Annotated in this window: 32 protein-coding genes and 4 pseudogenes; 17 read left to right on the forward strand and 19 right to left on the reverse strand. The window is 75.4% G+C overall.

Translation table 11 applies throughout. The features are described 5' to 3' along the window. The coding region (locus BJF88_RS09545) for an SDR family NAD(P)-dependent oxidoreductase (protein WP_139315992.1) at positions 1 to 196 on the reverse strand (196 nt) is incomplete at its 3' end. A 101-nt stretch (positions 197 to 297) separates the two neighbouring features. On the opposite strand from BJF88_RS09545, the pseudogene BJF88_RS09550 reads away from it, so the two are divergent. From BJF88_RS09550 to BJF88_RS09575, 5 genes and pseudogenes are all read left to right on the forward strand, one after another. Then, positions 298 to 1,186 (forward strand): annotated as a pseudogene (locus BJF88_RS09550) (helix-turn-helix transcriptional regulator). A 50-nt stretch (positions 1,187 to 1,236) separates the two neighbouring features. Continuing rightward, entirely contained in the window at positions 1,237 to 1,800 is a 564-nt protein-coding gene (locus tag BJF88_RS09555) for a dihydrofolate reductase family protein (RefSeq protein WP_075828623.1), read from the forward strand. Between the two features lie 52 nt (positions 1,801 to 1,852). Beyond that, positions 1,853 to 2,521: a hypothetical protein gene (locus BJF88_RS09560; RefSeq protein ID WP_075828624.1), complete on the forward strand. Its 669-nt coding sequence runs from the start codon at positions 1,853 to 1,855 to the stop codon at positions 2,519 to 2,521. Between the two features lie 83 nt (positions 2,522 to 2,604). Further along, positions 2,605 to 4,341 carry an AI-2E family transporter gene (locus tag BJF88_RS09565; RefSeq protein WP_255371920.1) on the forward strand — a complete coding sequence of 579 codons (1,737 nt, stop codon included), beginning with the start codon at positions 2,605 to 2,607 and terminating at the stop codon, positions 4,339 to 4,341. A 43-nt stretch (positions 4,342 to 4,384) separates the two neighbouring features. Continuing rightward, on the forward strand, positions 4,385 to 4,900 hold the full coding sequence (locus BJF88_RS09575) for a VanZ family protein (protein WP_139315998.1): 516 nt from the start codon (positions 4,385 to 4,387) through the stop codon (positions 4,898 to 4,900). A 67-nt stretch (positions 4,901 to 4,967) separates the two neighbouring features. Here the strand turns inward: BJF88_RS09575 and BJF88_RS09580 are convergent, their stop codons facing one another. Further along, positions 4,968 to 5,546 (reverse strand): YdeI family protein, encoded by a 579-nt coding sequence (locus BJF88_RS09580; protein ID WP_083649021.1) that lies wholly within the window; start codon positions 5,544 to 5,546, stop codon positions 4,968 to 4,970. Between the two features lie 66 nt (positions 5,547 to 5,612). Next, positions 5,613 to 6,560, reverse strand: a complete 948-nt coding sequence (locus BJF88_RS09585) for a YafY family protein (RefSeq protein WP_075828628.1) — start codon at positions 6,558 to 6,560, stop codon at positions 5,613 to 5,615. A 105-nt stretch (positions 6,561 to 6,665) separates the two neighbouring features. Here BJF88_RS09585 and BJF88_RS09590 point away from each other — a divergent pair. Then, a pseudogene (locus tag BJF88_RS09590) lies at positions 6,666 to 7,132 on the forward strand (VOC family protein). A 65-nt stretch (positions 7,133 to 7,197) separates the two neighbouring features. Here the strand turns inward: BJF88_RS09590 and arr are convergent. From arr to BJF88_RS09605, 3 genes are read right to left on the reverse strand one after another with little or no spacing between them, the layout of a single operon-like run. Next, the gene (gene arr, locus BJF88_RS09595; RefSeq protein WP_255371921.1) at positions 7,198 to 7,638 is read right to left on the reverse strand and encodes an NAD(+)--rifampin ADP-ribosyltransferase; all 441 of its coding nucleotides are present in this window, start codon (positions 7,636 to 7,638) and stop codon (positions 7,198 to 7,200) included. Between the two features lie 40 nt (positions 7,639 to 7,678). Continuing rightward, on the reverse strand, positions 7,679 to 8,254 hold the full coding sequence (locus tag BJF88_RS09600; protein WP_255371922.1) for a hypothetical protein: 576 nt from the start codon (positions 8,252 to 8,254) through the stop codon (positions 7,679 to 7,681). A gap of 32 nt (positions 8,255 to 8,286) precedes the next feature. After that, positions 8,287 to 9,111, reverse strand: a complete 825-nt coding sequence (locus BJF88_RS09605) for an alpha/beta fold hydrolase (RefSeq protein WP_075828630.1) — start codon at positions 9,109 to 9,111, stop codon at positions 8,287 to 8,289. 116 nt (positions 9,112 to 9,227) lie between these two features. Here BJF88_RS09605 and BJF88_RS20415 point away from each other — a divergent pair, with 116 nt between their 5' ends. The 4 genes from BJF88_RS20415 to BJF88_RS09620 all read left to right on the forward strand — a co-directional run bounded on the left by BJF88_RS20415 (position 9,228) and on the right by BJF88_RS09620 (position 11,065). Continuing rightward, complete coding sequence (locus tag BJF88_RS20415; protein WP_222843971.1) at positions 9,228 to 9,512, forward strand: GXWXG domain-containing protein; 285 nt, start codon at positions 9,228 to 9,230, stop codon at positions 9,510 to 9,512. Beyond that, positions 9,500 to 9,826, forward strand: coding sequence for a DUF4334 domain-containing protein (locus BJF88_RS20420; protein ID WP_222843972.1), 327 nt, complete (start codon positions 9,500 to 9,502; stop codon positions 9,824 to 9,826). Before BJF88_RS20415 ends, BJF88_RS20420 begins: the two co-directional genes overlap by 13 nt. A 77-nt stretch (positions 9,827 to 9,903) precedes the next feature. Beyond that, the gene (locus BJF88_RS09615; protein ID WP_075828631.1) at positions 9,904 to 10,272 is read left to right on the forward strand and encodes a hypothetical protein; all 369 of its coding nucleotides are present in this window, start codon (positions 9,904 to 9,906) and stop codon (positions 10,270 to 10,272) included. 7 nt (positions 10,273 to 10,279) lie between these two features. Further along, positions 10,280 to 11,065 carry a hypothetical protein gene (locus BJF88_RS09620; RefSeq protein ID WP_075828632.1) on the forward strand — a complete coding sequence of 262 codons (786 nt, stop codon included), beginning with the start codon at positions 10,280 to 10,282 and terminating at the stop codon, positions 11,063 to 11,065. Positions 11,066 to 11,077: 12 nt separating this feature from the next. Here BJF88_RS09620 and BJF88_RS09625 read toward each other — a convergent pair whose 3' ends face one another. The 3 genes from BJF88_RS09625 to BJF88_RS09635 all read right to left on the reverse strand — a co-directional run bounded on the left by BJF88_RS09625 (position 11,078) and on the right by BJF88_RS09635 (position 13,421). Then, positions 11,078 to 11,521 carry a hypothetical protein gene (locus BJF88_RS09625; protein WP_075828633.1) on the reverse strand — a complete coding sequence of 148 codons (444 nt, stop codon included), beginning with the start codon at positions 11,519 to 11,521 and terminating at the stop codon, positions 11,078 to 11,080. A 9-nt stretch (positions 11,522 to 11,530) separates the two neighbouring features. Then, positions 11,531 to 12,139 (reverse strand): GNAT family N-acetyltransferase, encoded by a 609-nt coding sequence (locus BJF88_RS09630; RefSeq protein WP_075828634.1) that lies wholly within the window; start codon positions 12,137 to 12,139, stop codon positions 11,531 to 11,533. A gap of 88 nt (positions 12,140 to 12,227) precedes the next feature. Then, positions 12,228 to 13,421, reverse strand: a complete 1,194-nt coding sequence (locus BJF88_RS09635; RefSeq protein ID WP_075828657.1) for an NAD(P)/FAD-dependent oxidoreductase — start codon at positions 13,419 to 13,421, stop codon at positions 12,228 to 12,230. 134 nt (positions 13,422 to 13,555) lie between these two features. Between BJF88_RS09635 and BJF88_RS09640 the strand changes: the two genes are divergently transcribed. From BJF88_RS09640 to BJF88_RS20430, 3 genes and pseudogenes are all read left to right on the forward strand, one after another. Continuing rightward, the gene (locus BJF88_RS09640) at positions 13,556 to 14,131 is read left to right on the forward strand and encodes a cytochrome b (protein ID WP_158068915.1); all 576 of its coding nucleotides are present in this window, start codon (positions 13,556 to 13,558) and stop codon (positions 14,129 to 14,131) included. A 137-nt stretch (positions 14,132 to 14,268) separates the two neighbouring features. Then, positions 14,269 to 14,829: pseudogene (locus BJF88_RS23445) on the forward strand (FAD-dependent oxidoreductase); the annotation flags it as partial. Between the two features lie 284 nt (positions 14,830 to 15,113). Further along, complete coding sequence (locus BJF88_RS20430) at positions 15,114 to 15,425, forward strand: hypothetical protein (protein WP_222843973.1); 312 nt, start codon at positions 15,114 to 15,116, stop codon at positions 15,423 to 15,425. On the opposite strand, the gene BJF88_RS09650 is transcribed toward BJF88_RS20430, so the two are convergent. Next, positions 15,406 to 16,482, reverse strand: a complete 1,077-nt coding sequence (locus tag BJF88_RS09650; protein ID WP_075828636.1) for a helix-turn-helix transcriptional regulator — start codon at positions 16,480 to 16,482, stop codon at positions 15,406 to 15,408. The genes BJF88_RS20430 and BJF88_RS09650 overlap by 20 nt on opposite strands. A 249-nt stretch (positions 16,483 to 16,731) precedes the next feature. After that, on the reverse strand, positions 16,732 to 17,622 hold the full coding sequence (locus tag BJF88_RS09655) for a hypothetical protein (RefSeq protein ID WP_139315994.1): 891 nt from the start codon (positions 17,620 to 17,622) through the stop codon (positions 16,732 to 16,734). Between the two features lie 602 nt (positions 17,623 to 18,224). Here BJF88_RS09655 and BJF88_RS19580 point away from each other — a divergent pair. The 3 genes from BJF88_RS19580 to BJF88_RS09670 all read left to right on the forward strand — a co-directional run bounded on the left by BJF88_RS19580 (position 18,225) and on the right by BJF88_RS09670 (position 20,011). Then, positions 18,225 to 18,638, forward strand: a complete 414-nt coding sequence (locus tag BJF88_RS19580; protein ID WP_075828638.1) for a hypothetical protein — start codon at positions 18,225 to 18,227, stop codon at positions 18,636 to 18,638. Next, complete coding sequence (locus BJF88_RS09665; protein ID WP_187346211.1) at positions 18,635 to 19,447, forward strand: carbohydrate-binding protein; 813 nt, start codon at positions 18,635 to 18,637, stop codon at positions 19,445 to 19,447. The genes BJF88_RS19580 and BJF88_RS09665 overlap by 4 nt, the downstream gene beginning before the upstream one ends. Before the next feature lie 321 nt (positions 19,448 to 19,768). Beyond that, positions 19,769 to 20,011, forward strand: a complete 243-nt coding sequence (locus BJF88_RS09670; RefSeq protein WP_075828640.1) for a hypothetical protein — start codon at positions 19,769 to 19,771, stop codon at positions 20,009 to 20,011. On the opposite strand, the gene BJF88_RS09675 is transcribed toward BJF88_RS09670, so the two are convergent. Beyond that, positions 19,927 to 20,463: an HNH endonuclease gene (locus tag BJF88_RS09675; RefSeq protein WP_075828641.1), complete on the reverse strand. Its 537-nt coding sequence runs from the start codon at positions 20,461 to 20,463 to the stop codon at positions 19,927 to 19,929. The two genes, BJF88_RS09670 and BJF88_RS09675, sit on opposite strands and share 85 nt — an antisense overlap. A gap of 306 nt (positions 20,464 to 20,769) precedes the next feature. Between BJF88_RS09675 and BJF88_RS09680 the strand changes: the two genes are divergently transcribed. After that, the gene (locus BJF88_RS09680) at positions 20,770 to 21,612 is read left to right on the forward strand and encodes an alpha/beta fold hydrolase (RefSeq protein ID WP_075828658.1); all 843 of its coding nucleotides are present in this window, start codon (positions 20,770 to 20,772) and stop codon (positions 21,610 to 21,612) included. 18 nt (positions 21,613 to 21,630) lie between these two features. Here BJF88_RS09680 and BJF88_RS21920 read toward each other — a convergent pair whose 3' ends face one another. From BJF88_RS21920 to BJF88_RS23450, 7 genes and pseudogenes are all read right to left on the reverse strand, one after another. Then, complete coding sequence (locus BJF88_RS21920) at positions 21,631 to 21,978, reverse strand: sensor histidine kinase (protein ID WP_255371927.1); 348 nt, start codon at positions 21,976 to 21,978, stop codon at positions 21,631 to 21,633. Further along, the gene (locus BJF88_RS09685; RefSeq protein WP_255371923.1) at positions 21,900 to 23,153 is read right to left on the reverse strand and encodes a cyclic nucleotide-binding domain-containing protein; all 1,254 of its coding nucleotides are present in this window, start codon (positions 23,151 to 23,153) and stop codon (positions 21,900 to 21,902) included. Before BJF88_RS09685 ends, BJF88_RS21920 begins: the two co-directional genes overlap by 79 nt. 65 nt (positions 23,154 to 23,218) lie before the next feature. Then, positions 23,219 to 23,926, reverse strand: a complete 708-nt coding sequence (locus tag BJF88_RS21925; protein ID WP_255371924.1) for an NAD(P)/FAD-dependent oxidoreductase — start codon at positions 23,924 to 23,926, stop codon at positions 23,219 to 23,221. Continuing rightward, positions 23,884 to 24,894, reverse strand: coding sequence for an FAD-dependent oxidoreductase (locus tag BJF88_RS21930; protein WP_255371925.1), 1,011 nt, complete (start codon positions 24,892 to 24,894; stop codon positions 23,884 to 23,886). Before BJF88_RS21930 ends, BJF88_RS21925 begins: the two co-directional genes overlap by 43 nt. Positions 24,895 to 24,972: 78 nt before the next feature. Continuing rightward, positions 24,973 to 25,344: an ACT domain-containing protein gene (locus BJF88_RS09695; protein WP_075828642.1), complete on the reverse strand. Its 372-nt coding sequence runs from the start codon at positions 25,342 to 25,344 to the stop codon at positions 24,973 to 24,975. Positions 25,345 to 25,402: 58 nt separating this feature from the next. Continuing rightward, the gene (locus BJF88_RS20435; protein ID WP_222843974.1) at positions 25,403 to 25,492 is read right to left on the reverse strand and encodes a hypothetical protein; all 90 of its coding nucleotides are present in this window, start codon (positions 25,490 to 25,492) and stop codon (positions 25,403 to 25,405) included. 79 nt (positions 25,493 to 25,571) lie between these two features. Next, positions 25,572 to 25,655: pseudogene (locus BJF88_RS23450) on the reverse strand (hypothetical protein); the annotation flags it as partial. Positions 25,656 to 25,704 lie beyond the last annotated feature (49 nt).

The following is a 25,704-nucleotide window of genomic DNA, read 5'->3' on the forward strand; positions in this document are numbered from 1 at the left end:
CGATGCTCTCGGGGTCGGTGGTGTCGATGCGGACGGTGTCGATGCCGGGGTGCTCGGCGGCGATCTGCTCGAGCAGCTCGGTGCGGCGCCCGCCGACGACGACGGTGCTGCCCTGCTCGTGGAGCGCGACGGCGAGCGCGAGACCGATGCCGCTCGTCGCGCCGGGGATGAAGACGGTGCTGTTGGTGATGTCCATGCCTCGATCCTCGGCAGCCCTCGCCGGTCGCGGCAGAGACGGGTGAACGGGGGACCGGGGATCCCTGGCACGGACGGCGCACGCCGACCACGATGGGCACCATGGACCGCGCCGCCCTCGCCGACTTCCTCCGCCGCCACCGCGAGGCCCTGCAGCCGGGCGACGTCGGGCTGGGACCCGGGCTGCGTCGTCGGGCACCGGGACTGCGCCGCGAGGAGGTGGCGCAGCTCGCCCTCATGTCCACGGACTACTACACGCGCCTGGAGCAGCAGCGCGGCCCGCAGCCGAGCACGCAGATCCTCGCGTCGGTCGCCCGCGCGCTGCGTCTGACGGCCGACGAGCGCGACTACCTCTACCGCGTCGCCGGCCACGGCGTGCCGGACCGCACGGTCGACCCCGGCCACGTCGCGCCCGCCCTGCAGCGCGTGCTCGACCGGCTCTCCGACACCCCCGCGCTGATCCTCGACCCGCTGGGGCAGACGCTCGCGCAGAACGACCTCGCCCGCGCCCTCTACGGCGACGCCACCGCGTACACGGGGTGGGAGCGCAGCGAGATCTACCGCTGGTTCGCCCACCCCGGGACGGCGCGCGCCGTCTCACCCCGAGCACGACCGGGACCGCCAGGGCCGGGCGCTCGTCGCGGGACTGCGCGCCGCCGTCGGGACGCTCGGTGCGACGTCGCGCGCCGGCGAGCTCGTCGCCGTCCTCCAGGAGACGAGCCCGGAGTTCGCCGAGCTGTGGGACCGGCAGGAGGTCGCGCGGCGGTTCGCCGATCACAAGGTGCTCGTGCACCCCGAGGTGGGGGAGATCGAGGTCGACTGCCAGGTGCTGCTCACCGAGGACCAGCTGCAGGCGCTGCTCGTCATCACCGCGTCGCCGGGCAGCGCGTCGGAGGAGAAGATCCGGCTGCTCGGTGTGCTGGGGACGCAGGACCTCGCTCCGGGCGGGGAGCCGGAGCGGCGCGAGGCGGCGCCGGGCCGACGAGTCTGACCGGCCCGCGCGGTCTCACTGCCGACCCCACACCACGGAGGAGACGACCGATGCGCGACGTGATCTACTCGATGAACATCTCGCTGGACGGCTACATCGTCGGACCGGACGGCGGCTTCGACTGGTCCGGACCGGAGCCGGAGGTGTTCCAGCACTTCACGGACGAGATCCGCGAGGTCGACGTCCACCTGCTCGGGCGCCGGCTCTACGAGACGATGCGGTACTGGGACGACCCGGACAACGCCGCGTCGTTCGACGAGGCCGAACGCGTGTGGGCGGACCTGTGGAACCCCCTGCCGAAGGTCGTGTTCTCCAAGACGCTCACTGAGGTCGACGACTCCGCGCGGCTGGCCACGGAGGGCGTCGCGGCGGAGATCGACAAGCTAAAGGTGGAGCCGGGGGAGGGCCTCATCGCGATCGGCGGGGCGACGCTCGCCGCCCAGGCCGCCGAGCACGACCTCATCGACGAGTACCGCGTCATGGTCTACCCGGTGCTCGTCGGCGGCGGCATCTCGTACTTCCCGCAGCACGAGCGCCACGTCGACCTCGAGCTCGTCGAGAGCCGCGTCTTCGGGCCGAACGTCGTGTACCACCGCCACCGGGTCCGTCGGTAGCGGGCCGCCGGGACGAACGGCGCATCTCGGCCTGCGTTGCTAGGTTGCGGGCGTGCCCTCGAACTGGAAGCGGCGGCGTGCCGCCCGGCGACTCCGGCCCGGCGACGGTCACGCGCTCCCGCGCTTCCGGTGGTGGCAGCCGTTCTCGCGCACCGTGTTCCACCTGCGCCTGACGGACGCGGACGGCCGGCCGGAGGAGTGGTCCGTCGACGTCCGGCTCTGGGGCGACAAGGACGACGGCGAGGTGCGGGCGCGGCTGTACCGGGACGGACGCCACCATGCGACGTCGAAGCTGCCGGCCGCGTTCCCCGTCACCGGCGGCACGATCGAGGTCGAGACCAGCAGCTACGGGCTCCGGCGGTGCCACTACGTGCCGGACGACGGCGGGCCGGCGCGCCAGCTCGTGCCCGACCCGGCGTCGGCCGAGGGGCGCCGCGCGCGTCTCGAGCGCGACCACCCGGGAGCGAGCCGGGCCATCGGGGCCGTCTCGTGGGCCGTGCTCGCCGTCGCCCTCGTCCTCGGCGTCCCCCAGCTCGTGGAGCAGGTCTCGCAGATCCCGCCCGTCGCGGAGAACGTCGGCACGTTCACCTCCCCCGTCCACCTCTCCGGGGCGGTCAACGTCGCGCTCGTCGTCGCGACCCTGCTCGCCAGCACGGAACGCGCCCTGCGCCTGCGGTACCACTGGCTGCTCGACGGCGGGCTGTTCGACGGCGACGACTGACCCGGCGCGCGCGACCGCGCAGCCAGCGGGCACGCCGGTGACGTGGCACTGTGGCCCCTGACCGTGCGACGAGAGGGGACAGGATGGCTTGGGGCAGGCGTCGACCGCAGGAGCGCGCGACCGGCCGCGTCGACGACAGGGCGCCCGCGGCCGGAGGGCCCGCCGACACGCCCGCGCGCCGCGGGACGACGACGCAGCCCGGCCCCGCCGGCCCGGACCGCTCGGGTGTGTCCCAGCTCTGGGCCGACGGCGTCGGCCGTGTCGGCACCCGGTCCGTGCAGGTCCTCGCGATCCTCGCCCTGATCGCCGTCGCGGTGTTCGTCGTCACGCGGCTGACCCTCATCGTCATCCCCGTGCTCATCGCGCTCGTGCTCGCCGCCGCGATCTCGCCGCTCGTGGGCTTCCTGCGGCGCAAGGGGGTGCCGTCCCTGCTCGCGACGATCATCTCCCTGGCCACCGTCGTGGCCGCGCTCGCCGGCGTCGTGTGGCTCGTCGCCGCGGCCGTCGTCGACCAGTGGCCCATCCTGCGCGACCAGGCGATCGAGGGCTTCGACGAGCTCCAGTCGTTCGTCGAGGACCTGCCGTTCGACATCTCCCAGGAGCAGCTCCAGTCGGTGCAGGACTCCGTCGTCGGCTTTCTGCAGTCCGACGCCGTCGGGGCCGGGGCGCTCGCGGGCGTGTCGCAGACCGTCGACTTCGTCGCCGGGTTCCTCGTGATGATCGTCGTGCTGTTCTTCTTCCTCAAGGACGGCCCGGCGATGTGGGAGTTCCTGCTGCGCCCGTTCGAGGGCGAGCGGTACGCGCGCGGCAAGCGCGTCGGGGACGCCACGGTCAGCACCCTCGGCGGCTACGTGCGCGGCACCGCGATCGTCGCGCTCGTCGACGCCGTCGCCATCGGCATCGGGCTCGCGATCGTCGGCGTGCCCCTCGTCATCCCGCTCTCGGTGCTCGTGTTCCTGCTCGCGTTCATCCCGCTCGTCGGGGCCACGCTCGCGGGCATCCTCGCCACCCTGGTCGCGCTCGTGGCGCTCGGGCCGGTCGAGGCGCTCATCGTCGTCGCCATCGTCATCGCGGTGAACCAGCTCGAGGGTGACCTGCTGCAGCCGGTCGTCATGGGCAAGACGCTGCGCCTGCACCCCCTGGTCATCCTCGTCGCGCTGACCGCCGGGACCGTGCTCGCGGGCATCACCGGGGCCGTGCTCGCCGTGCCGATCGCCGCGTCGATCTGGAAGTCGATCCAGGTGTGGGACGGCCCGGACCTGCCGCGCGGTTCGCCCGGCAGAAGCGGCGCGAGACGGTGGAGACCGGCTGACCAGTACTGTCACCCGGTGATCACCACCCTGCTCGTCGCGCACCCGTGGTTCTCGCCGGTCGTGCTGGCCGTGCTCGTGCTGCTCGGTCCGCTCGCCGGCCGCTGGCTGCTCGGCCGGCCCCGGGCGGCGTGGACGCTGTTCGGCGCCTCGCTGCTCCCGGTCGTCCTCCTGACCCTCGTGCCGACGAGCCGCGAGATCGTCGAGCGCTGCGCCGTCGACTGGGCGCTGCCGACGTTCGGCCGCGTCGAGCTCATGGCGAACGTCATCCTCTTCGTCCCGCCCGTCCTGCTCGCGGCCGTCGCGACGCGCCGACCGTTCCTCGCGCTGCGCGCCGGCGTCGCGGCCTCCGCCGCGATCGAGACCGTGCAGGCGTTCGTGCCCGCGCTCGGACGCTCCTGCGACACCAACGACTGGCTGTCCAACACGATCGGCGCGCTCGTGGGGGCGGTCCTCGGCGCCGCGGCGATCCGGCTCGAGCACCGGTCGCGGACGCCCCGCGTGCGGTGACCGCTCGTCCGGTCCGGCACGGGTAGCGTCGTCCCTCGTGCTCATGCAGGTGATCCTCACCCACTCGTGGCTGCCGATGGCCGCGCTCACCGCGTTCGTCGCGCTCGGCCCGGTCGCGGCGCGCCGGCTCGCCGGCCGCCCGCGCGCGGCGTGGACGGCCTTCGGCGTCGCGCTCGTGCCCGTCGCGTTCCTCACCCTCGTGCCCACCGGCGGCGACGCCGAGGCCTGCGTCGTCACCTGGCAGCTCCCGACCCCCGGCAACGTCGAGATGGTGTCCAACATCGCGCTGTTCGTGCCGCCGGCGCTGCTCGCCGTCGCCGCGAGCCGGCGCCCGTGGCTCGTCCTCGCCGGTGGCGTGCTCGGGTCCGTGACGATCGAGCTGCTGCAGACGCTCCTGCCCGCGCTCGGCCGCTCCTGCGACACCAACGACGTGCTCGCGAACACCATCGGCGCCGCGATCGGTGTGGCGCTCGCGACCCTCGCGCTGCGGCGCGCGCGGCGCACGACGGCGACCGAGCCTCAGCGGAGCTCCGAGGTCGAGGCGCCGCTCTCCCGCTGAGCCGCGCCAGGAGCCGTGCCGCCAGGAGCCGTGCCGCCAGACGCCGAGCCGTGCCGCACGCCGGGTCTCAGGGCTCGTCGCGCTCCAGCGCGGTGACGGCGCGCGTGATCCGGCGGGCGCGGGTGTCGTCGTCGGTCGCGGTGACGACCTGGCTGATGGTGACGAACCGGTCGGCGCGCGTGAGCCCGGCGAACCGCGCCGCCGCGACGGGCGAGGCCTCCAGCGCGGACGCGAGGTCCGGCGGGACCTCCGCCGCGGCCTGCCCGGCGTACGCCCGGTCCCACCGGCCGTCGGCCTTCGCCCGTTCGACCTCCGCGTGCCCGCGGGCGCGCATGCGCCCCGACGCGACGAGCCCGGCGACGAGGCCGACGTTCCGCTGCGACCAGAGCGAGCGGGCGCGTCGTGGCGTGAAGTGCTGGAGGAACGTCCCGGCGTCGCGCGCGTTGCGGCGCCCGTCGATCCAGCCGCTGCACAGCGCGGCCTCCAGGGCCTCGGCGTAGGTCAGCGACGTCGGCTCGCGCGTCCCCTTCTTCGCGAGGACGAGGCGCACGCCGTCGGACGTGTCCTCGTGGGCGTCCAGCCACGCCCGCCACGCGGCGGCGTCGGGGACGATCAGCGGTTCGGGTGCGCGCGCGTCGTCGGCCATGGTTCCCATCCTCGCGCGCGCCGGGGACACCAGCGGTCCTCCTTCTCGCGCCACGGCGTCGTGGGGTCAGGGTGCGGTCGCGGCGGCGGCGAGCCGGGTCGACAGCGCGGCTGCAGCCGCGCGCAGCGGCTCCGGGCCGACAACCGTGAACGGGGCGTCGAACCGGAGCACGAGCGCGACGAGCCCGGTCCAGGACCACGACCCGGCGACGAGCCGGCACGAGCGCTCGTCGATCGCGGTCACCTCGCCGTCCTCGACCCAGGGGGCGACCTCGCGGGCCGGGAGCTCGACGACGACCTCGCCGGTGCAGGGCCACCGGTCCTGCGCCGGCGATCCCTTGGCCCGCGCGGCGACGAACGTGCGCGCGTCCGGCGCGGGGAGCGCTCGCGGGGTGAACCGCGCGCCGCCGGGCGTGCGCGGGGCCAGGCGGTCGAGGCGGAAGATGCGCCAGTCGGCCCGGTCGAGGTCCCACGCGACGAGGTACCAGCGGCCGCCGCGGGCGACGACGGAGTGCGGTTCGGCGTGACGTGCCGGGCCGTCCTCGTCGGCGTAGTCGAACCGGAGGGTGCGCCGGTCGCGCGTCGCGGCGCTGACGGTCTCGAGCACGTCCGGGGCGACGCGGGAGGTGGCTTCCGTGCCGGTGAAGCGGATGCCGTCGACGCGGTGACGCAGCCGCGAGGGCATGACCTGCCGGACGGTGGCGAGCGCCCGCTGCGCGGCCTCGTCGATCGCGACACCGCTGGACGGCGCGTCCTGCAGGGCGACGGCGACCGCGACGGCCTGCGCGTCGTCGAACAGCAGCGGCGGGAGCTCGGACCCGGCCGCGAGCCGGTAGCCACCGTGCCGCCCCTTCGCGGCGCCGATCTTGTACCCGAGCTCGCGCAGCCGGTCCACGTCGCGGCGCACGGTGCGCGGGGTCACGCCGAGGCGCTCGGCGAGGACGTGCCCGGGCCAGTCGCGTCGCGTCTGCAGTAGCGACAGCAGCGTGAGCATCCGGGACGACGTGCCGACCATGGCACGAGTCTCGCGCACTCGGAGGACCGCACCTGTCCTCCGATGGTGTCAGCGTCGTCCTGACGGCACACCGCCGCACGCCACCAGCGACACGAAGGACACCTCATGGCGATCACCACCACCACCCACCTCAACTTCCGCGGCACCGCACGGCAGGCGCTCGATTTCTACGGGTCCGTGTTCGGCGGGCAGGTCGTTGCGACGACCTACGGCGACGTCGGGATGCCGCAGGACGCGCCCGGCGCGGACAAGGTCGTCTTCGGCCAGTCTCGGCCGCGGACGGCTTCCGGCTCATGGCCTACGACGTGCCGGGCCACGACGACACCGACGGCGCCGCGGTCGCGGGCACCACGACGCGCGAGAACGGCGCCACGATCACCGACCGCACGTTCTTCCAGTCCGTGCGCGGCGAGACCCTCGCCGAGGTCACGACGTACTGGGAGGCGCTGGCCGACGGCGCCGAGATCGTCGAGCCCTTCGCGGCCTCGCCCTGGAGCCCGGGGTTCGGGATGCTCACCGACCGGTTCGGCGTCACCTGGGTGCTCGACGTGCAGCCGCCGGCGGCCGGCTGACGCTCGGCTGATGCCCGGCTGACGCGCGGCACGGCGCGCGGGTACGCGCGGCGGGGAGGGCCGCCTCAGTCCTCGATCGCCTCGACACCCTGACGGTCGAGCTCGGCGAGGTGGTCGCGCATGTGCTGCAGGACGTCGGGCGGGTGGTTCTCCCAGTCCTCGACCTCGCCGAGCACGCGCAGGGGGGACCGGGTGCGGTACGAGCGCGTCGGGTTCCCGGGGAAGCGCGTGTCGGTGAGGTTCGGGTCGTCCTCGAACGGCCCCGTCGGCTCGACACGGTAGACGTGCCCGCGGCCCTCGCCGACCGCGAGCTCGGCGCCCCAGACGGCGGCGTCGAGCGTCGCGGTGAGGTAGACGAAGCGCGCGGTGCGGCGGCTGCCGAAGTTCGATCCGTACCCGGGCTCGATCGTCTCGCCGGGCTCCCGGGCGGTCTTCGTGCCGTGGAAGAACGGGCCCGGGTCGTCCGGCCCGTGGGGTGCGGGGTCGTGCAGTGCGGGGGCGTCCACGTGTCCTCCTCCGAGCGATGCCGTCGGGTCGATCCTGCGCTCAGCCGGCGTCGGGCGCCCGGTGGTCGAGACGCGCGCGGTCGTCGCCGGGCACCGGGTCGCGGAGCGGGACGAGGGCGCCGGCGACGACGGCTCCGGCCAGCGCCCAGACGAGGTCGCCGATCGTGTCGGTGTACCCGACGCCGATGCCGTCGTCGAGGTAGGTGTACCCGGCCCACTCGCCGACCTCCCACAGGATCGCGACGACCGCGCCGAGCCCGGTCGTCGCGACGACGGCCGCCGTACGCCGTCGGGTGCGACCCGTCGCGGGAGCGGGGTCCAGGCCCGCACGGGCGAGGACGTGGAACGCGACGGCCGCGATCAGCCCCGTGCACGCCGCGTGGACCGGCAGGTCCAGCCACGGCACCGCCTCGTACCAGGAGAGCTGCGCCGCCCACGCCGCCAGGAGGAGGGAGAGCCCGTACGGGACGTCCAGTGCGGCGGGGACACCGATCGCGCGCGGCACCATGACACCGCCGAGCACGAGCAGGAACAACGCGGCGCCGAGGCCGCCGAGGACGAACGGGGCGACCAGCAGGCTGACGAGCGCGGCTGCCCGGACGAGGTCGCCGGGCACGAGGGGATGGCGCGCGGTGCGCGGGTGCGCCATCACGCCGTCGCGACGCGGTCGGTCACGGCACCGGCCACGTCGTCCACCGCGACCTCGGGCAGCCAGTGGCCCGCGTCGAGCTCGACGAACCGGTAGGGCGCCCGCACGAAGCGCTCGGTGTCCTCCGCGGCACGACGCCCGAGCGCGGGGTCGCGGGCGCCCCACACGTACGTCGTCGGCACGGTCACGTCGGCCACGGGCGTGCGCGACAGCGGCAGCGCGCGGTACCAGTGCAGGGCCGCGCGCAGCGCGCCGGGGTCCCGCATCCGCGCCGCGTACCGGTCGGCGTCCTCGCCCGGCACGCCGGAGCGCCGGAGCAGCGACGGCAGCGCCCGCCCGAGCAGCGCCTCCGGCAGAGCGGGAAGCTGGAGCACGGCCACGTACAGCGACCGGAGCCCCTGGTTCGAGCGCACGAGGGAGCGGGACAGGGCACCCGGGTGCGGCGTGGAGAGCACCGTGAGGCTGCGCACCCGCGCGGGCGCCCACGCGGCGAGCGCCCAGGACACGACGCCGCCCCAGTCGTGCCCGACGACGTGCGCCGGACCGGTCCGGTCGAGCAGCGCGAGGACGTCCTGGACGAGGAAGTCCAGCCGGTACGCCCCGCGCGCGAGCGGCCGCGCACCGGGGGAGTACCCACGCTGGTCGAGCGCGACCGTGCGCAGGCCGGCGTCGTGCAGCAGCGGGACGACACGCGACCAGCTGGACGAGTCCTCCGGGAAGCCGTGGAGCAGGACGACCGGCTCGCCGTCGAGCGGGCCGTCGTCGTGCACGTCGAACACCAGGCCGCCGCGGCGCAGCGAGGTGACGCGGGGGTCGTCCGTCATCGCCCCAGCCTGCGGGAGCGCCGCGAACCCGGCAATCGGGACGGTCCCCGCGCCCGGAGGCGGCGGCGGTCGCGACCGGGGAGGATCGTCGAGGACCGCGGGCGGGGAGGTGGGACGTGGGTGAGGACGACGAGGCGTCGCCGCGCCCGGCGACGGCCGCGGCCACCCTGGCCGCGCTCGAGGACGGCACGACGACGGCCACGGCGCTCGCGTTCTTCGACGCCCTTCCCGGGGCGAGCCCGGGCGCCCTGGTCGGCACGTGGCGCGGGTCCGGCCTGCCGACGGCGCACCCGCTCGAAGGCGTGCTCGAGGCGGTCGCTGGTACGGCAAGCGGTTCGAGCCCGACGGCGACGCGCACCCGCTGCTGTGCGACACCGGCCGCGGCCGGGTGCTCGACCTGAACCCGGCGCTCGCGCCACTGGGACTGGTGCTGCGCTGTGCCGCCGTCCTGCGGCGACCGTTCGTCGCGCGCGTCGTGCGGGCGGCGCTGCCTCTCGCACGTACCCGGCGGCCGCGGGCGCGGCTGCGGGAGACGGTGTTCCGCGGCGTCGTGAGCGCGACCATGACCTACGACGCGCAACCGATCGACGACCACCTCCGCGCCGTCGACGACGACACGCTGCTCGGCCTCATGGACGCCCGCGGCATGGCACGCCCGTTCTTCTTCGTGCTGCGCAGGTGCTCTCCGACGGTCTCCGGCTTCACCCGCGCGTGACCTTGCCGGGACCCGGCGCACCGCACGACCATGGCAAGGAACGGTGAAGGCAGGCACGTCGAGACGAGGGCGCCGCGATGCAGCTCGATCCTCCCCGCCACGGGTGCGCCACGCACCGGGGCCGGGCGAACACGACCGCGATCACGGAGGCCGTTCGTGCGTCCCTCACCGCGGACGGGACGCCGACGCAGGTCGGCTACCGCGACGGCTCCCTTGTGCTCGACCAGTCCTCCACCCGGCTCGGTCTGAGCCTGCGCGCGCGCTCCTCGGCGGAGCGGCTGCCGTTCGACATCACCGTGTCGTGCCCCGGCGTCACGGACGGCAAGCCGCCCGCCCCCCATCCGGTGCGGGCGCGCGGAAAGTACGGCTTCACCGCCGACGACTGGCACGAGACCTACTACCGGCGCTCGACGTGGGCGGACGTCGACGCCGACGGGCAGGGGTGAGGGCGCCATGACGACGTCGAGTCCGCCCGAGGCGGACGGCACCGTCTCCTACGGACTGCCGCCCACCCCGGCCGACGACGCCTGGGACGCGCTGGCCGACGAGCTGACCCCGGCGAAGTCCCTCCAGCGTGTCGACGCCGCGGCGGAGCGGGTGGTCGGGCAGCTGGCACTCGTGGGCACGGTGCTCACCGCGCTGGGGCTCGTGGCCACGGCCACGATCCTCACAGACCCCTGGGAGCGTCGACTGGCGCTCGCGGCGGTCGCTCTGGCGGTGCTCGCCGTGGCCGCGGCGATGACGTGCCAGGTGCTCACCTCGAGCCGGCTGAACACGGTGAACCGCGAGGAGCTGCGCCGCTGGTACCGCCGCCGTGTCGAGGTGCGCGGGGTGGCGCTCCGGTGGGCGGCCATCGCGATGATCGTGGCCGTGCTGCTGGGGGCGGCGGCCGGGCTCCACGCGTTCGTCGTGGAGCCCGGGGACCAGCCACGGCTCGCCGTCTCCCGACTTCTCGACCCGGTGGCGGCGGACGGTTCACGGTCCGCCACGGTGGCCGTCACCGTGGACGTGTCCGGCGCCGAGCCCGGGGCGGCGTCGACCACCACGGTCCGTGGCGCGGCAGAGACCCTGGCCACGATGACGACGACGGCCGCCGAGGACGGCACGCTGAAGCAGGAGTTGACGGCCGTCTCCACAGACCCTCGTGAAGACGTCCTGGTGACGGTGGTCTCCGGCCGCTGGACGTGTACGGCCGCCGTTGCGGCCGACACGGCTCCCGTCGTGTCGTGCGCGAGCTGAACGAGGCGGTGCTCAGCCGCAGGTGTCGCACACACCCGTCGCGGGGAGCGTCATGAAGCACGTCGGGCACACGGCGGCGGGCTTCTCCGGCTCGGCGGTGCGTCGCGGCGTCGTGGTCCGCGTTCGCGGGGCGGCGGGCGCGCGCCGGGACGGGGCGGCCGGCGCGGGCGCGGCGGACACCGGGCCGCTCGCCTCGAACCCGCGCTTGCGCAGGATCGTCACCGCGTCCACCTTGCCGCCCGCGAGCTCGTCGGCGGTGGCCACGCGACCGGTCGCGTGCCGGTGCGCGACGCCGAGGACCGCCTTCGCGTCGTACGTGCGGCCCTCGTGGTCGAGCGTCTCGCGCACCGACGGCGTGAACCCGTAGACGCCGAGGAAGTTCTCGGCCCCGCGGTCGTCGTACTCCGCGATCGCGGCGAGGATGTGCTGGCGGGTGACGGCGGAGAAGGTAGCCACCTGTCGAGCCTAGTTCGCCGCGGGCGGTGCTGCGGTCCACTCCTCGGCGAGCAGGGCGTACGTCACGCCGTCGATCCAGCCCAGCTCGTGGTGCAGCGAGTCGCGCACGCCGACCGCCTCGCGACGCATCCCGACGCGTTCCATGAGCCGCCACGACGGGGCGTTGGCGGCGAAGGCGCTCGCGGTGACGCGGCGCAGGCCGAGGTCGGCGAAGCATACGCGCAGCAGCGCGCGCACGGCCTCGGTCGCGAGCCCGCGGCCCTGGTGCGCGGGGTCGAGCACCCAGCCGACCTCGGCCTCGGCCCCCGCGGCCCGGTCGGCGACGTCGCTCTGCGCCCAGCCGTCGCGGACGGCGAGGTAGAGGTCCCCGACGACGGCGCCCGCGTGCTCGACGACGAGCGTCTGGGCGGCGCGAGGGGCCTCGCCGAGGTGGGAGCGCCACGTGTCGAGGTCGCGCGGGCGCACACCGAGCCAGCGGTCGACGTCCTCGAGCTGCCGGTAGGACCACAACGCCTCGGCGTCGGCCGGGTCGAGACGTCGCAGCGCCAGGCGTGCGGTGGTGACGGGCCAGGTGACGCGCGCGAGCGGGTCGGTCGCCGTCCGGGGGACACCGGTCATGGACGCACTGTGCCACGGGAGCCGGCGGCGTCTCGACCGGATTCCGCGCAGGGTCGCGGCGACGCGTGCGTGGGCGGGCGTACGCGGATCAGGAGACCTTGCCCTGGATGAGCCGGCGCCAGTAGATCGGGGGTTGGAGGTACCGGTCGAACAGCAGCAGCGCGCGGCTCGGCCGGGCGAGGTTCACGAGGGGGAAGCCGGGGTCGGGCCGTCCCTCGCGGTCGTACTCGGCGAGCAGCAGCTCGCGCCCCGACGTCGTGACCGGCGCGACCGTGTAGCCGTCGTAGTGCTGCATCGAGGTGTGCTTGCGCCGGGCCTGGATGTTGTGCGCGACCACGGGCACCTGCCGCCGTAGCGCTCCGCCGGACGGCATGGCGTCGACGGCGGCAGCGTCCCCGAGGCCCCACACGCGGGGGTGGGCGACGTGCTGGAGGGTGCGCGGGTCGACCGCGACGAAGCCGTCGCTCTCCGGCGAGGCGAGGCCGCTCTCGGCGATCCACGCGGGGGCCCGGTGCGGGGGCGCGACGTACAGGGCGTCGTACGCGGTGGTGCTGCTGCCCTGCGGGCCGGCCAGCCGCAGGGTGCGGTCGTCGGCGTCCACCGACTCGACCCGCGTCCCCGTGCGCACGTGCACGCCGTACCGCTCGGCCGCGGCGCGCAGCGCGGGCTCGGCGCGCGGGTCGTCCACGAGCCGGTGCGCCTCGACGACGAGCTCGACGTCGATCGCGTCGAGCACGCCCTCGCGCTCCCAGTGGTCGAGGGCGACGAACAACGGCTTGTACCCGACCGGGTAGCACGGCACGTGCCGGGCGGCGACCGCGAACACCACGCGCCCAGACGTCAGCGACGACAGCATGGACCACGTCGAGGCCGCGTGCTCGGTGACGTAGCTCGTGGCGGCGTACGGCGTGCGGACGGCGTCCTGCGCCCCGGGGACCGCGTCCCAGTCGACCTCCGCCCCGGGGCACACCGCGAGGTCGCCGTAGCCGAGCTCGGTGCCGCTCGCGAGGCGCACGACGGAGCGCACGGGGTCGACGGCGACCACCCGGTCCGCGTAGCGGTGCACGCCGTCGGGCACGACGTCGTCCTGCGGCCGGGTGAGGTCGTCGACCGTGGCCATGCCGGACGCGACGTACGACAGCAGCGGCCGGTACTCGTGCACGTCCTTGGGCTCGACGACCGCGACGTCGGTGCAGCCGTCGCGCCGCAGGCGCCCGGCCAGGGACAGGCCGGCGTTGCCGCCGCCGACGACCAGCACGTCGTGGTGGACCGGAGTGCTCATGCCGGTCACGCTACGGCGGCGCGTGCTGCCACGCCGTCCGAACCGGACCCGGTGGCTCCTTCCGCGGCGGACGACGCGAGGTCGCGCGACCGCCCGGGGTGGCCGAGCCCGCGCCCACCCGCGATGATGCGGGCGTGAGGCTGCGCAACGACGCGAGCGGCTACGGGACGGTGACGAAGACCCTGCACTGGGTCACCGTCGCCGCGCTCGCCGTGCAGCTCGCGATCGGCTACCTCCTCGACGACGGCGGGGGCGGCCGGGGTCGTGGGCGCGGACCCGGCGACGAGCCGGGCCGCGGTCGCGGACGCGGGGGTGACACCGACGAGGCGACCGACGGCGACGGGCTGGGCGCGCTGCTCGACGGCGACGTGGACGGGCTGCTCGTGGCGCACGTCGCGCTCGGGACGACGATCGTCGTCCTCGCCCTGGCGAGGCTGGCGTGGCGGCGACTGACCCCGTTGCCCCCGTGGGCGCCCGGCCTGACCGCGGGGGAGCGCCGCCTCGCGCACGGCACCGAGCTCGCGCTCTACGTGTCGCTCCTCGTGATGCCCGCCACCGGCGTCGTCCTGCTCCTGTCGGGGGACGACGACCTGCTCTGGCTCCACGTGACCAGCCACGTCGTCCTCTTCGCGGCGCTCGCGCTGCACCTCGGGCTCGTGCTCAAGCACCAGCTCGTCGACCGCGACCGGCTGCTGCACCGGATGCTCTGACCGGCGGCCGGTGCCTCGCCCCCCGTCCGTCCGACCTCGCGGGACCCCCCAGGTGGGGGATGGCCGCGTGCCCCGCGGGCGGGCGAGGCTGGGAGCGACGGCTCGTCCAGGGCCGCGGCGAAGGAGGAGGTCACCTCATGTCCACCGCACCCGCCTCCGTGGTCCCGCGCGTGCTCGTCGTGGGCGCCGGACCGTCCGGCCTCGCGACGGCGGCCGCGCTGACCGCGCGTGGCATCGAGACCGTGGTGCTCGAGCGGGGCGAGGTCGGTGCGGCCTGGTCCGCGCGCTACGACGCGCTGCGGTTCAACACCTCGCGCGGCCGGTCCGCGCTGCCCGGCGCCCCGTTCCCGCGCGTGTTCGGGCAGTTCCCCACCCGTGACCAGTACGTGGCCTACCTGCGCCGGTACGCGGCCGACCACCGGGTCGCCGTCGAGCCGGGCGTCGACGTGCGCGCCCTGCGCCGCGACGGCGACTCCTGGACGCTCGAGACGGACGACGGTCCGCGGCGCGCCCAGCACGTCGTCGTCGCGACCGGGGTCTACCGGGAGCCGGTCGTCCCGGCCTGGCCGGGGAGGTTCGACGGCGAGCTGCTGCACGCGGCGCAGTACCGCAGCGCCGCGCCGTACGCGGGCCGGCGCGTCGTGGTCGTGGGAGCAGGGTCGACCGGGCTCGAGATCGCCCACGAGCTCGCGCACGCCGGCGCGTCCTCGGTGCACCTCTCCGTCAGGACGGCGCCCAACATCCTGCTGCGGCAGATGGGCGGCCTGCCCGGGGACCTGCCGGTGCCGCTGCTGCTCCGCCTGCCGGTGCGGCTCGTCGACCGCCTCCTGTTCGCGCTGCAACGGGCCACGGTCGGCGACCTGTCCGCCTACGGTCTGCCGCGACCCACGCGGGGAGCCGTCTCCCAGCTCCTCGAGCGCGGGGCGGGCACCGCGATCGTCGACCGCGAGGTGCTCGGGTCGATCCGCTCCGGTGCGATCCGGTGCGTGCCCTCGGCCGTCCGCCTGGTGCCGGACGCGTCGTCGTCGCCGGCGGCGAGACGGTGCCGGCCGACGTCGTCGTCGCCGCGACCGGGTACCGGACCGGGCTCGAGCGCCTCGTCGGCGGGCTCGGCGTGCTCGACCGTCGCGGCATGCCGCGCGACGGCGACGGTGCCGAGGTCGCGCCCGGACTGCGCTTCGTCGGGTTCGTGTTCCGCCCCGGGCTCACCGGGTACGTCGGGCGCACCGCGCGCCGGGTCGCCGACGAGATCGCGGCGGGCGGTGCACGAGCGGTCACCGCGGCCCGGACGTGACGACCTGCGCGGCCGGGTCGTCCGCGAGGAGCGCGGCGAGCTGCGCCCGGTTGCTCACCCCGAGCTTGGCGAAGATGGCCTTGACGTGACCGCGCACCGTCTCGGGGGTGATCCACAGCTCGCGCGCGACCCCGGCGGTCGACGTCCCGCGCAGCAGCAACCCGGTGACCTCGCGCTCGCGATCGGTCAGCCGGCGCAGGCGCAGCAGCACCGGGGCGACCTCCGCCCGGCTCGCCGGCTCGCACACCAGGCCGACGTGCCCGTCGTCGAGCAGCGTTCCCCGCACCACGAGCCAGTCCCCGGTCACGGACCGCGTGCGCGCCCACGCGGGCGGCCCCGGCGTCCCGGACGCCAGCGCCCGGGTCCGCTGCGCCACCTCGTGCAGCACGATCGTGCTCGCGAGCGAGGCGTCCTCGAGCGGGCCGAGCCACGTCGACGCGCGCTCGCTGACGGAGCGCACACGCCCCTCGGCGTCGAGGACGACAAGAGCCGGGGCACCCGGGTCCTCGGCACGCGCCGCGCCCGCGAGGAGCAGGGCGGTCCGCAGCCCGGTGCCGACGTGAGGACACACCCGACCCGCGAGCGCGACCTCGCGCGCGCTGAAGAACGGGTCGTCCGCGCGGCGCGTGAGGCACGCATGACCCCACGTGGTGGACGCCGACCGGAACACCGTCCGGAGCTCGTCGCCGTACCCCGCCGGGCGGTAGACGCGCCGCCAGCGCGCGCTGCGCGCCAGGTCGCCACCGGTCGCGGCGGACAGGGACGCCGCGGCGACGTCCCGCGCGGCTAGCTCCTGGAAGGTGTTGACGTCCTCCTCGGTGAGCTCGAGCTCGATGAGCGCGAGGTGCTGCTCGCGCGTGACGTCCTCCGCGTGCACCCCCGTGAGCAGCAGGGTGTCGGGGTCGACGAGCAGCCACCCTGCCGCCGCGTACGGGACGGCGCGCCGCACCACCGTCGCGACGTCGCGCAGCAGCGCCAGCGGGTCGTCCGCGCGGGCGCAGAGCCGCGCGACCTGCTCCAGCACCCGGCGCTCGTCGGCGCCGAGACCGCGGGTCATTGACCGAGGCGCCATCCCCGCGACCCCGCCGGGATCGTCGGCCGGTCCCGACCGCACCGCGCGCACTCCACGAACTGCGAGTCCTCGACCTGACGCCTGACCCACCGGTGCATGCCCAGCATGCAGCGCACGTCCTTCATGGCGCACCCCTCCTCGGGTACAGGACCGTCGACGACACCGAGCCGCCCCGCGACCGTCCATCTCTCACGGTAGCCCTGCGCCCCGTGCGAGCCCAGCGCTCGCCGCGGTTCAGCCGGTCGCCGGCGGGCCCGAGCGCGAGGACTGCGCCGTCGTCCGTGCCTCCGCCGCCCCCGCCGCCCCCGCCGCCCCTGCCGGTCCCGGCGCGCCACCGAGCAGCGTGCGCAGCCGCTCCTGCCGCGCCCGGTACCGCGGGCCGAAGCGCCGCTCCGCCCGCTCCCGGCGCCGCGGACGGCCCGCGTACCGCCGCCGCGCCCAGTACGAGGCCGGCTTGGCGAGGCGCACCGCTCCCACGAGCGCGACGAGCGGCACCACCACCCCGATGAGCCCCGTCGCGAGCTTGCCCTTGAGCACGGCCACGAACGCCAGCACCAGGTGCACCACCACCGTGACGACGAACGCGACCCGCGCGGGCGCCGTCCCGTCCTCCGGCGACTCGCCCACCGGCGACGTCGACAGCAGCAGCGCACCCCCCAGCGCGCCACCCACGAGGATCGCGGTGATCGACTTCTGCCCGTCCTGCGTCCAGTACACGTCGTCGACGTACAGCCACAGCGCGAACTCGTCGAGCGCCAGCGCCGCACCGGCACCGAAGAGCAGCGCCAGCACCTCCGACCACGGGCTCGCGGGGGAGTAGCGGAACTCCAGCATCCCCGTCAGCAGCACCAGCAGGATCCCCCACACCTGGTGGTGCACGTGCACCCCGCCGATCGTCACGTCCCCGACCAGCCCGCGGCGCTCGCGGCCGCCCGCCGGCCGGTCGGGGCCGGGGACGGCGGGGTGCGCGGCGTCCGTCCCGCCCGCCGGGCCCGGCGCCGTGCTCCGCGCGCGGATGCGTCGCGTGATCGCCCGGACGACGACGAACGTGAGGACGAACCCGACGAGCGCGAACAGCGCGGGCGCGCGACCGGCGTCGAGCACGTGCTCGGTGTACCAGCCCATGGGCACGACCTCCCGTCCGCCACCCATCGTCGTCCCGGGACGTGCGGGCGTCGAGCGCGACGCCGCGGGTAGCGCTTTCCCGGGCGCGTGTGCCAGACTCGCCGGCGACGCGCAGAAACCGGTTTCCCGCGTCATTCGCAGCACACGACGAAGGAGTTGGGTGATGGCACGACGGCGAGCGCTCTCGCGACCTCTCGCGGCAGCGACGGTGATGACGACGCTCACGGCGCTGGCCGTGACGGGTGCCGGTGCCGCCGGCGCCCAGGACGCGCCGCCCGGAGGACCCGGCGCCGCGGACCTCGGGCGGCAGACGCTGGCGCCCGACGACGGCTGGGCAGCGGCGGACGGCGGCACGACGGGCGGCGCGGCCGCCGACGACGAGCACGTGGTCGTCGTCGACACCTGGGACGAGCTGCGCGCGGCCCTCGGCGGCGCGGGGGCCGCACGGACACGACACCGCGGATCGTCTACGTCGACGGGGAGATCGACGCGTTCGCGGGCACGAGCTGCGAGGCGATCGCCGCGACCGTCCCGGTCGCCGGCACCGGAGAGCCGTTCTCGATGGACGACTACGTCGCCGCCTACGACCCGGCGACGTACGGGTGGCAGCGCCGGCGGGACCGCTCGAGGACGCGCGCGTCACCGCGGCGGCCGCGCAGGCCGCGGTGACCCTCCAGCACGTCGGGTCCCACGTCACGCTCGTCGGCCTCGGCGACGACGCGCGGATCGTCGGCGCGAGCCTGCGGGTGCGGGACGCGCGCGACGTCATCGTGCGCAACCTGACGTTCTCCGACGCGCGAGACTGCTTCCCCGAGTGGGACCCGGGCGACGGCGAGTCCGGGAACTGGAACTCGGCGTACGACAACCTGTCGGTCTGGACGTCGCGGAACGTGTGGGTCGACCACAGCTCGTTCGACGACGGCGCCCACCCGCCGTCGTCGCTGCCGACGGTGTTCGGCGCCCGTTCGAGATCCACGACGGCCTGCTCGACATCACGCACGGGTCCGACCTCGTGACGGTCTCCTGGAACCACTTCTCGGACCACGACAAGACGGCCATCCTCGGGTCCTCGGACAGCCGCACCCAGGACGCCGGCACGCACCGGGTGACGTACCACCACAACCGGTGGACCGATGTCGGGCAGCGCGCGCCGCGCGTGCGGTTCGGGGACGTGCACGTCTACGACAACCTCTACGAGCAGACCCGCGAGGGCATCTTCCAGTACTACTGGGGCGCCGGGATCGGCTCGAGCATCTACGCCGAGAACAACGCGTTCGAGCTCGCCGACGGCGTCGACCCCGCCCGCGTGATCACGCGCTGGAAGGGCGAGCGGCTGTTCGAGACCGGCTCGACCGTGAACGGCGAGCCCGTCGACCTCCTGGCGCTCTACAACGCGTCGGTGGACCCGGCGGACCGGCTCGCCGACGCGGCGCGCTGGACACCCACGCTGCACGGGCGGATCGACCCGACGTGGGCCGTCCCGGCGATCGTGCGGGCGGGTGCCGGCGCGGGCGTGATCGGTCCCGTCGAGGCACCCGCCTATGACGCGGGCACGACCTACGGGGCGGGAGACGTCGTCGTGCACGACGGCGCGCTGTACCGGGCGCAGTGGTACGCGCGCGGCACCACCCCCGGTGCGTCGTCGTGGGGCCCGTGGGAGGAGCTCGCCGTCGACGCGACCGGCACGCCGGTGTGGACCCCGACGCGGGTCGTCACCGCGGGCGACGCGGTGGTGCACGACGGCGCGGTGTGGGTCGCGCGGTGGTGGACCCGCGGCCAGGAGCCGGGCGCCGACGCCTGGGGGCCGTTCCGCCGCGCGGGCTGAGCGGGTTGCCGTGGCCCGCGGGTCCTCGCTACGTTCCGAGGACCGCGGGTGCGGGGACGGGGGTGGGGCCGTGGACGCCGTGGACGCCGACTGGGACCCGCTGCTCACCACGTTCGCCGGCGCGGCGGCCGCCCTCGCCGGCCTGCTCATCGTCGCGCTGTCGGTCAACGTGCAGGCCATCGTCGCGATCCGCGGCATGACGTCGCGCGCCGCGACGAGCGTCGCGGGCCTCGTGCTCGTCCTCGTCGTCGCGTGCGTCGGGCTCGTGCCGGGCGTCCCGCTCGCCGTGCTGGGCGCGGTGACCGTCCTCGCGGGCGCGTCGTGCTGGTCGTCGGTGTGCGCTCGGCACGGCTGCTCCTGCGCGCGCCCTCGCCCCTGCGGCGCGGGCAGGTCGTCGCCAAGGGGATGGTGGGCTACGTGCCGGCGGCGGTCGTCGTCGGCGGCGGGATCCTGCTGTGCCTGCGGCAGGACGCCGGGCTCTACGTCGTCACCGCCGGCGTGCTCGCCGCCTTCGTCGCGTCGATCGGCAACGCGTGGGTGCTGCTCGTCGAGATCCTGCGCTGAGCCCCCGGGTAGACGTCCCGGAACGTCGGCTCGAACGGGGGTCTGAGCAGCCGCATGCCCGCCTGCGCGGGCGTGCGGCCGCCCTTGACCGCGTTGCACGGCTCGCACGCCGCGACCGCGTTGAGCCACGTCGTGGTGCCGCCCTGGCAGCGGGGCACGACGTGATCCATCGTCGTCGCCGTCCCGCCGCAGTAGGCGCAGCGGTGCGCGTCGCGCCGCAGCAGCGCGGCGCGGGAGTAGGGCACGCGCCCCTGACGCTCGTACACCCAGCGGGCGTGCACGTACCGGACGAGCTCGACCGACCGCGGCCGCTGGTAGGGGCCGAACGTCTCGCCCTCCACCGCCTCGAGGACCTCGGCGACGCGCCGGTGCAGCATGCGGATGGCGTGACGCAACGAGACGCGGCCGAGCACCTGGCTCCCGCCGAGGTTGTAGATCACCACCTCGCTCATCGTCCGCCTCCCTCCGTCGTGCCGGGCCTCGGGACGACGAGAGCCGCCCCAGGACGACGACCCAGGACGGCTCTGCAGGCGGACGACGGGGCGCCGTCTACCTGACGAGCGCCTTCGGGCGGGGACGACGGGGCACCGGCAGAGCATCGGGTCCACCCGCCTTCCCCTGGTCGTCGTCACGGTCGAGCGTCCGGACGGCATCACCCGGACGGGAGAAGGCTATGCCGGTGCGAGCCTGCCGTCCACGGTTTTCCCCCGGATAGCGTGGCTACCCGAGGTGTCGAGGACGTGCAGGAGGTCGGGGACGTGGAGCTCAGGGAACGGACGACGTGGCGCGGGCGCGAGGTCGCGTGGGCACGGTGGGGGAGCGGACCGCCCCTCGTGCTGTGCCACGGGACGCCGTGGTCGTCGTGGCTGTGGGCCCCCTACGCGCAGGCGCTCGCGGCCGAGATGACCGTGCACGTGTGGGACATGCCGGGCTTCGGCCTGTCGTCCCAGGACGCGGACCACGCCGTCGACCTCGCGACCCAGGGCGAGCTGCTCGCGGACCTGCTCGCGCTGTGGGGCCTGGACGGCCGGGACGGCGGAGCGGGCGCGGCCCCGCACGTCGTGGCGCACGACGTCGGCGGCGCGGTCGCCCTGCGCGCGCACCTGCTGCACGGGGTGCCGCTGGCGTCGCTGTGCCTCGTGGACGCGGTCGTGCTGCGGCCGTGGGGCTCACCGTTCTTCCGGCTCGTGCGCGAGCACGCCGACGTCCTCGAGCGGCTCCCGGCCGCCGTGCACCGCGGGGCGCTGGAGGCCTACGTGCGGGGCGCGAGCCACCGCGGGCTGCGCGACGACGACCTCGCGGCCCTCGTCGGGCCGTGGACCGACGACGCTGGCCGCGCCGCGTTCTACCGGCAGGTCGCGCAGGCGGACGAGGCGCACACGGCCGAGCTCGAGCCGTCGCTCGGCCGCGTGGCGGCGCCGGTGCACGTCGTGTGGGGCGCCGAGGACACGTGGGTCCCCGTGGACCGGGCCCACCGCCTGCGTGACGCGATCCCCGGCGCCACGCTCCACGTCGTGCCGGACGCCGGTCACCTCGTGCAGCTCGACGCGCCCGTCGCGCTCGCGACGGAGCTGCACCGCTGGCTGGCGGCCGTGCGATGAGGTGCGTCGTCCGGGCGGTCAGTCGCCGCCGCCGGCCCGTGGGGCGGTGAGCGGCAGGCGGACGACGAACCGGGTGTCGCCCGGGCGGGACGTCACGGCGAGGTCGCCGTGGTGCTTGTCCACGACGATGCGCCACGAGATGTCGAGGCCGAGACCGGTGCCCTGCCCGACGGGCTTGGTGGTGAAGAACGGCTCGAAGATGCGGGGCCGGACGTCCTCGGGGATGCCGGTCCCGGTGTCGGCGATCTCGATCTCCGCCGCGTCCTCGGTGCGGCGCGTGGTGACGGTCAGGGTCCCGGCCCCGTGCTCGGCCCGCCGGGCCGCGCTCCCATGGCCTGGGCGGCGTTCTCCACGAGGTTGGTCCAGACCTGGTTGAGCTCCGCGGCGTACACGGGGACCGGCGGCAGGGTCGTGTCGTAGTGCCGGACCACCTCGATGCCGTCGAGGGAGTGCTCGAGCATGGTCAGGGTCGAGTCGAGCAGCTCGTGCACGTCGACGGGGCGGAACGGGGCGCGGTCGAGCTGGGAGTACTGGCGGGCCGCGCCGACGAGCGAGGAGATGCGCACGGTCGCGTCCTCGATCTCGGCCATGAGCTGCTCGGTCTCGATCGTGTACGCGAGCCAGCTCACGGCGCCCGTGAGCGCGCCGGAGTCGACGCGCTGCGCGACGCGGTCGAGCCAGGGCTCGTCGATCCCGGCCTGGACGAGCGCCGGCGCGACGCGCCAGCCCTCGGGCATCCCGTGGTCGTCGAGCCAGTCGGTGAGGCGGTCCTCGAGGTCGGACGTCGCGAGGGCGCCGACCGCGTCGGCGGTGCGGGCGTCGGCGTACCGCTCGAGCGCCTCCTCCTGCAGGCGGATGAGCACGGCGAGCGTCGCGCGGTCGTAGGGGCCGTCGGCGATGAGGGCGAGCTTGTGCCGCATCGCCGCGACCCGCTCGCGCAGCGTTCCGGTGGCGCGCACGGCGGCCGCCGCGGGGTTGTTGAGCTCGTGCGTGAGCCCGGCGGACAGCGATCCCAGGGCGAGGAGGCGCTCGCGCTGCCCGAGGAGCTGCTGCGCGTCGCGCGTGCCCCAGAACACGCCCTCGAGGAGGTGGACCGCCATGGGGAACCACTCGGTCATGAGCTTGGCGAAGTCCGGCGCGGCGAGCACGAACAGGCGCGACGGCTCGAGGATGCGCACGCTGTGCAGGTACGTCTGGGGCAGGCGGTCGCCGAGGTAGGCGTTCCACGCACCCATGTAGACGCCGACCTGGCGGGTGCGGCTGATCTCGACGTCGTCGCTGCCGACGCGGCGGAAGAGCGCGACGCCGCCCGAGAGCATGACGTAGAAGCACTCGGCGGGCTCGCCCTCGCGGCACAGCCACCCGGGCTCGGCGTGCTCGACGTGCCCGTTGCGGCACAGCCACGCGAGCTGGTCGTCGGTGAGGTGCTCGAAGAGGAACGTGGCGCGCAGCTCGTCGACGTCGCACGGCAGCCAGCCGCTCGTGCCGGTCCCGGTGTCGGTCCCGGTGCCGGTCGTGGCGCCGGTCTGGGAGTCGCTCATGGTGTCACCTCCGGTGACGGTGCGGTCGGAGCGGTACGGGCCTGCGGAGGCCGCCGGGGGCCCGGTCAGAGCTGTTCGAGGTAGCGGTGGACGAGCATGACGGCCATGGCGCCCTCGCCCACGGCGGAGGCGACGCGCTTGGCGGACTCCGAGCGCACGTCGCCGGCGGCGAACACGCCCGGGACGGACGTCTCGAGGTGGTAGGGGACGCGGTCGAGGGTCCAGCCGGTGGGGGGTGCGCCGTCCTGGGTGAGGTCGGGGCCGGCGAGGACGTACCCGCGCGCGTCGCGGGCGACGAGGCCGTCGAGCCAGTCGGTGTGCGGGGCGGCCCCGATGAAGACGAACGCCCAGCCGCACTCGACGCAGGTGACGGCGCCGGTGTCGACGTCGCGCAGCTCGAGGTGCTCGAGGTGGTCGTCGCCCGTCGCGGACACCACCTCGGTGCGGGTGAGGACCCGCACGCGCGGGTGCGCCTCGACCTGCTCGACGAGGTAGGCCGACATCGAGCGGGACAGCTCGTCGCCGCGCACGACGAGGGTCACCTGCTTGGCGAGGCGCGCGAGGTAGAGGGCCGCCTGCCCGGCGGAGTTGGCGCCGCCGACGACGTAGACCTCCTGGTCCTCGCACGCGGCCGCCTCGGTGAGCGCGGACCCGTAGTAGACCCCGCGCCCCACGAGGTCGGCGAGGCCCGGCCCGTCGAGCAGGCGGTAGGTGACGCCGGAGGCGAGGATCACGGCGTGCGCGTCGATCGACGACCCGTCGCCGAACCGCACCCCGCGCGCGGCTCCCTCGACGACGAGCTCCACGGCGTCCCGTGTCGTGACGATCTCCGCGCGAAGCGCACGGCCTGGCGGCGGGCGCGCTCGGCGAGCTGGCCCCCGGAGATCCCGTCGGGGAAGCCGAGGTAGTTGTCGATGCGCGAGCTCTGCCCGGCCTGGCCGCCGGTCGCGGTGCGCTCGACGAGCACGGTGCGCAGGCCCTCCGACGCCCCGTAGAGCGCGGCGCTGAGCCCGGCGGGGCCGCCGCCGACGACGACGAGGTCGTAGAAGGCCTCGGTGGGCGTGGTGGCGAGCCCGACCTTCTCCGCGAGCGTCGCGTCGTCGGGCGCGACGAGCGCCTCGCCCCCTGGGGTGACGACGAGGGGGAGCGTGGCGGCGTCCGCCTGCGCGGCGGCGAGCAGGCGGGTGCCCTTGTCGGAGTCGGACGCGTACCAGCGGTAGGGGACGCGGTTGCGGGCGAGGAACTCGCGCACCTGCGAGGAGCGGGCCGACCACCGGTGCCCGACGACGACGGCCTCCTCGGGCCGGCGGCGGTCGGTGGCGCGCCACGCCTCGAGCTGGGCGTCGACGACCGGGTAGAGCTTCTCCTCGGGCGGGTCCCACGGCTTGAGCAGGTAGTGGTCGAGGTCGACGACGTTGATCGCCTCGATCGCCGCGTCGGTGTCGGCGTAGGCGGTGAGGAGCACGCGCCGCGCGGCGGGGAACAGGTCCATCGCCTGCTCGAGCAGCTCGACGCCCGTCATGCCGGGCATGCGGTGGTCGGCGAGGATCACGGCGACGTCCTCGCCGCGCAGCGCGAGCTCGCGCAGCGCGTCGAGCGTCTCCGGGCCGGACTCGGCGCGCACGACCCGGTACCGGTCGCCGTAGCGTCGGCGCAGGTCGCGGGCGACGGCCCGGGACACGCCCGGGTCGTCGTCGACGGTGACGATCGCGGCGCGTACGGGCGGTGCGGTGGGTTCCAACGCGTCCTCCTCGGCCGGCCCCGGCGGGCCGCTGCCCATCCTGCACCCGCGGCCGCCCGGCGTCCACGGGTCGGGCGGTCAGCGGCGGCCGGACCGGGGGGCGTCGGAGACGGCGTGCCCGGCGGCGCGCAGCGCCCCGACGCCGTCCTCGAGCCGGTGCTCCGGGACCAGCACGAGGTCGGCGTGGAACGTCGACGCGACGAAGACGGGGACGCGCGCGTCGGCGAGCGGGCCGACGACGGCGGCGAGCACCCCGGGCACGTCGAGGCCGTGGGCGTCGGCGTAGAAGCCGGCCCAGCGCTCGCCGTCGCCGCCGAACGGCGAGGCGTGGCGCAGCACGGTCAGTCCTTCGGGCGCGCGCACGAGGGCGACCCACTCGTCGTCGTCCGGGAAGGTCGCGCCCGGGTCGTGGGCGAGGACGAACCGGTCGGGCAGCACGCGCACGGTCATGCCCGCACGCTAGCCGCCGTCACCCACGCCCGGGCGCGCCCCGTCGTCGTGCGGCCGCTCAGTCCAGGAGACCGACCGCGTAGCCGACGAAGTAGAGCGCGGTGAGGACCGCGATGCCGCCGATCACGGCGACCCAGACCCAGGGCACGGCGCGCGCCGGGCCCTGCTCGTCGTGGCTGCGGGGCGCTGACCTGGTCCTCCGCGGGCGGCGTCTCGCCGGGCTGCACGTCCCCGCTCGCGGAGAAGTCGGCGGCGGGGGAGCGGCGCGGGGACTCCGCGGGGTCGGGGTCGGACGGCGTGTGGTGGGTCATGGGGTCTCCTGCTCCGGGGTCGGGACGGACGGTGTCCGTGCGCGTGGTG

It is taken from the genome of Cellulosimicrobium sp. CUA-896 (genome assembly GCF_001942335.1).
Classification (GTDB): domain Bacteria; phylum Actinomycetota; class Actinomycetes; order Actinomycetales; family Cellulomonadaceae; genus Cellulosimicrobium.

Coding starts and splice junctions, on each gene's coding strand:
- BJF88_RS09555 (WP_075828623.1), top strand. CDS start 1,237: ATGCGCGACGTGATCTACTCGATGAACATCTCGCTGGACGGCTACATC.
- BJF88_RS09565 (WP_255371920.1), top strand. CDS start 2,605: ATGGCTTGGGGCAGGCGTCGACCGCAGGAGCGCGCGACCGGCCGCGTC.
- BJF88_RS09575 (WP_139315998.1), top strand. CDS start 4,385: ATGCAGGTGATCCTCACCCACTCGTGGCTGCCGATGGCCGCGCTCACC.
- BJF88_RS09580 (WP_083649021.1), bottom strand. CDS start 5,546: ATGGCCGACGACGCGCGCGCACCCGAACCGCTGATCGTCCCCGACGCC.
- BJF88_RS09585 (WP_075828628.1), bottom strand. CDS start 6,560: ATGGTCGGCACGTCGTCCCGGATGCTCACGCTGCTGTCGCTACTGCAG.
- BJF88_RS09605 (WP_075828630.1), bottom strand. CDS start 9,111: ATGACGGACGACCCCCGCGTCACCTCGCTGCGCCGCGGCGGCCTGGTG.
- BJF88_RS09615 (WP_075828631.1), top strand. CDS start 9,904: ATGCAGCTCGATCCTCCCCGCCACGGGTGCGCCACGCACCGGGGCCGG.
- BJF88_RS09620 (WP_075828632.1), top strand. CDS start 10,280: ATGACGACGTCGAGTCCGCCCGAGGCGGACGGCACCGTCTCCTACGGA.
- BJF88_RS09630 (WP_075828634.1), bottom strand. CDS start 12,139: ATGACCGGTGTCCCCCGGACGGCGACCGACCCGCTCGCGCGCGTCACC.
- BJF88_RS09635 (WP_075828657.1), bottom strand. CDS start 13,421: ATGAGCACTCCGGTCCACCACGACGTGCTGGTCGTCGGCGGCGGCAAC.
- BJF88_RS09650 (WP_075828636.1), bottom strand. CDS start 16,482: ATGACCCGCGGTCTCGGCGCCGACGAGCGCCGGGTGCTGGAGCAGGTC.
- BJF88_RS09655 (WP_139315994.1), bottom strand. CDS start 17,622: ATGGGCTGGTACACCGAGCACGTGCTCGACGCCGGTCGCGCGCCCGCG.
- BJF88_RS09675 (WP_075828641.1), bottom strand. CDS start 20,463: ATGAGCGAGGTGGTGATCTACAACCTCGGCGGGAGCCAGGTGCTCGGC.
- BJF88_RS09685 (WP_255371923.1), bottom strand. CDS start 23,153: ATGAGCGACTCCCAGACCGGCGCCACGACCGGCACCGGGACCGACACC.
- BJF88_RS09695 (WP_075828642.1), bottom strand. CDS start 25,344: ATGACCGTGCGCGTGCTGCCCGACCGGTTCGTCCTCGCCCACGACCCG.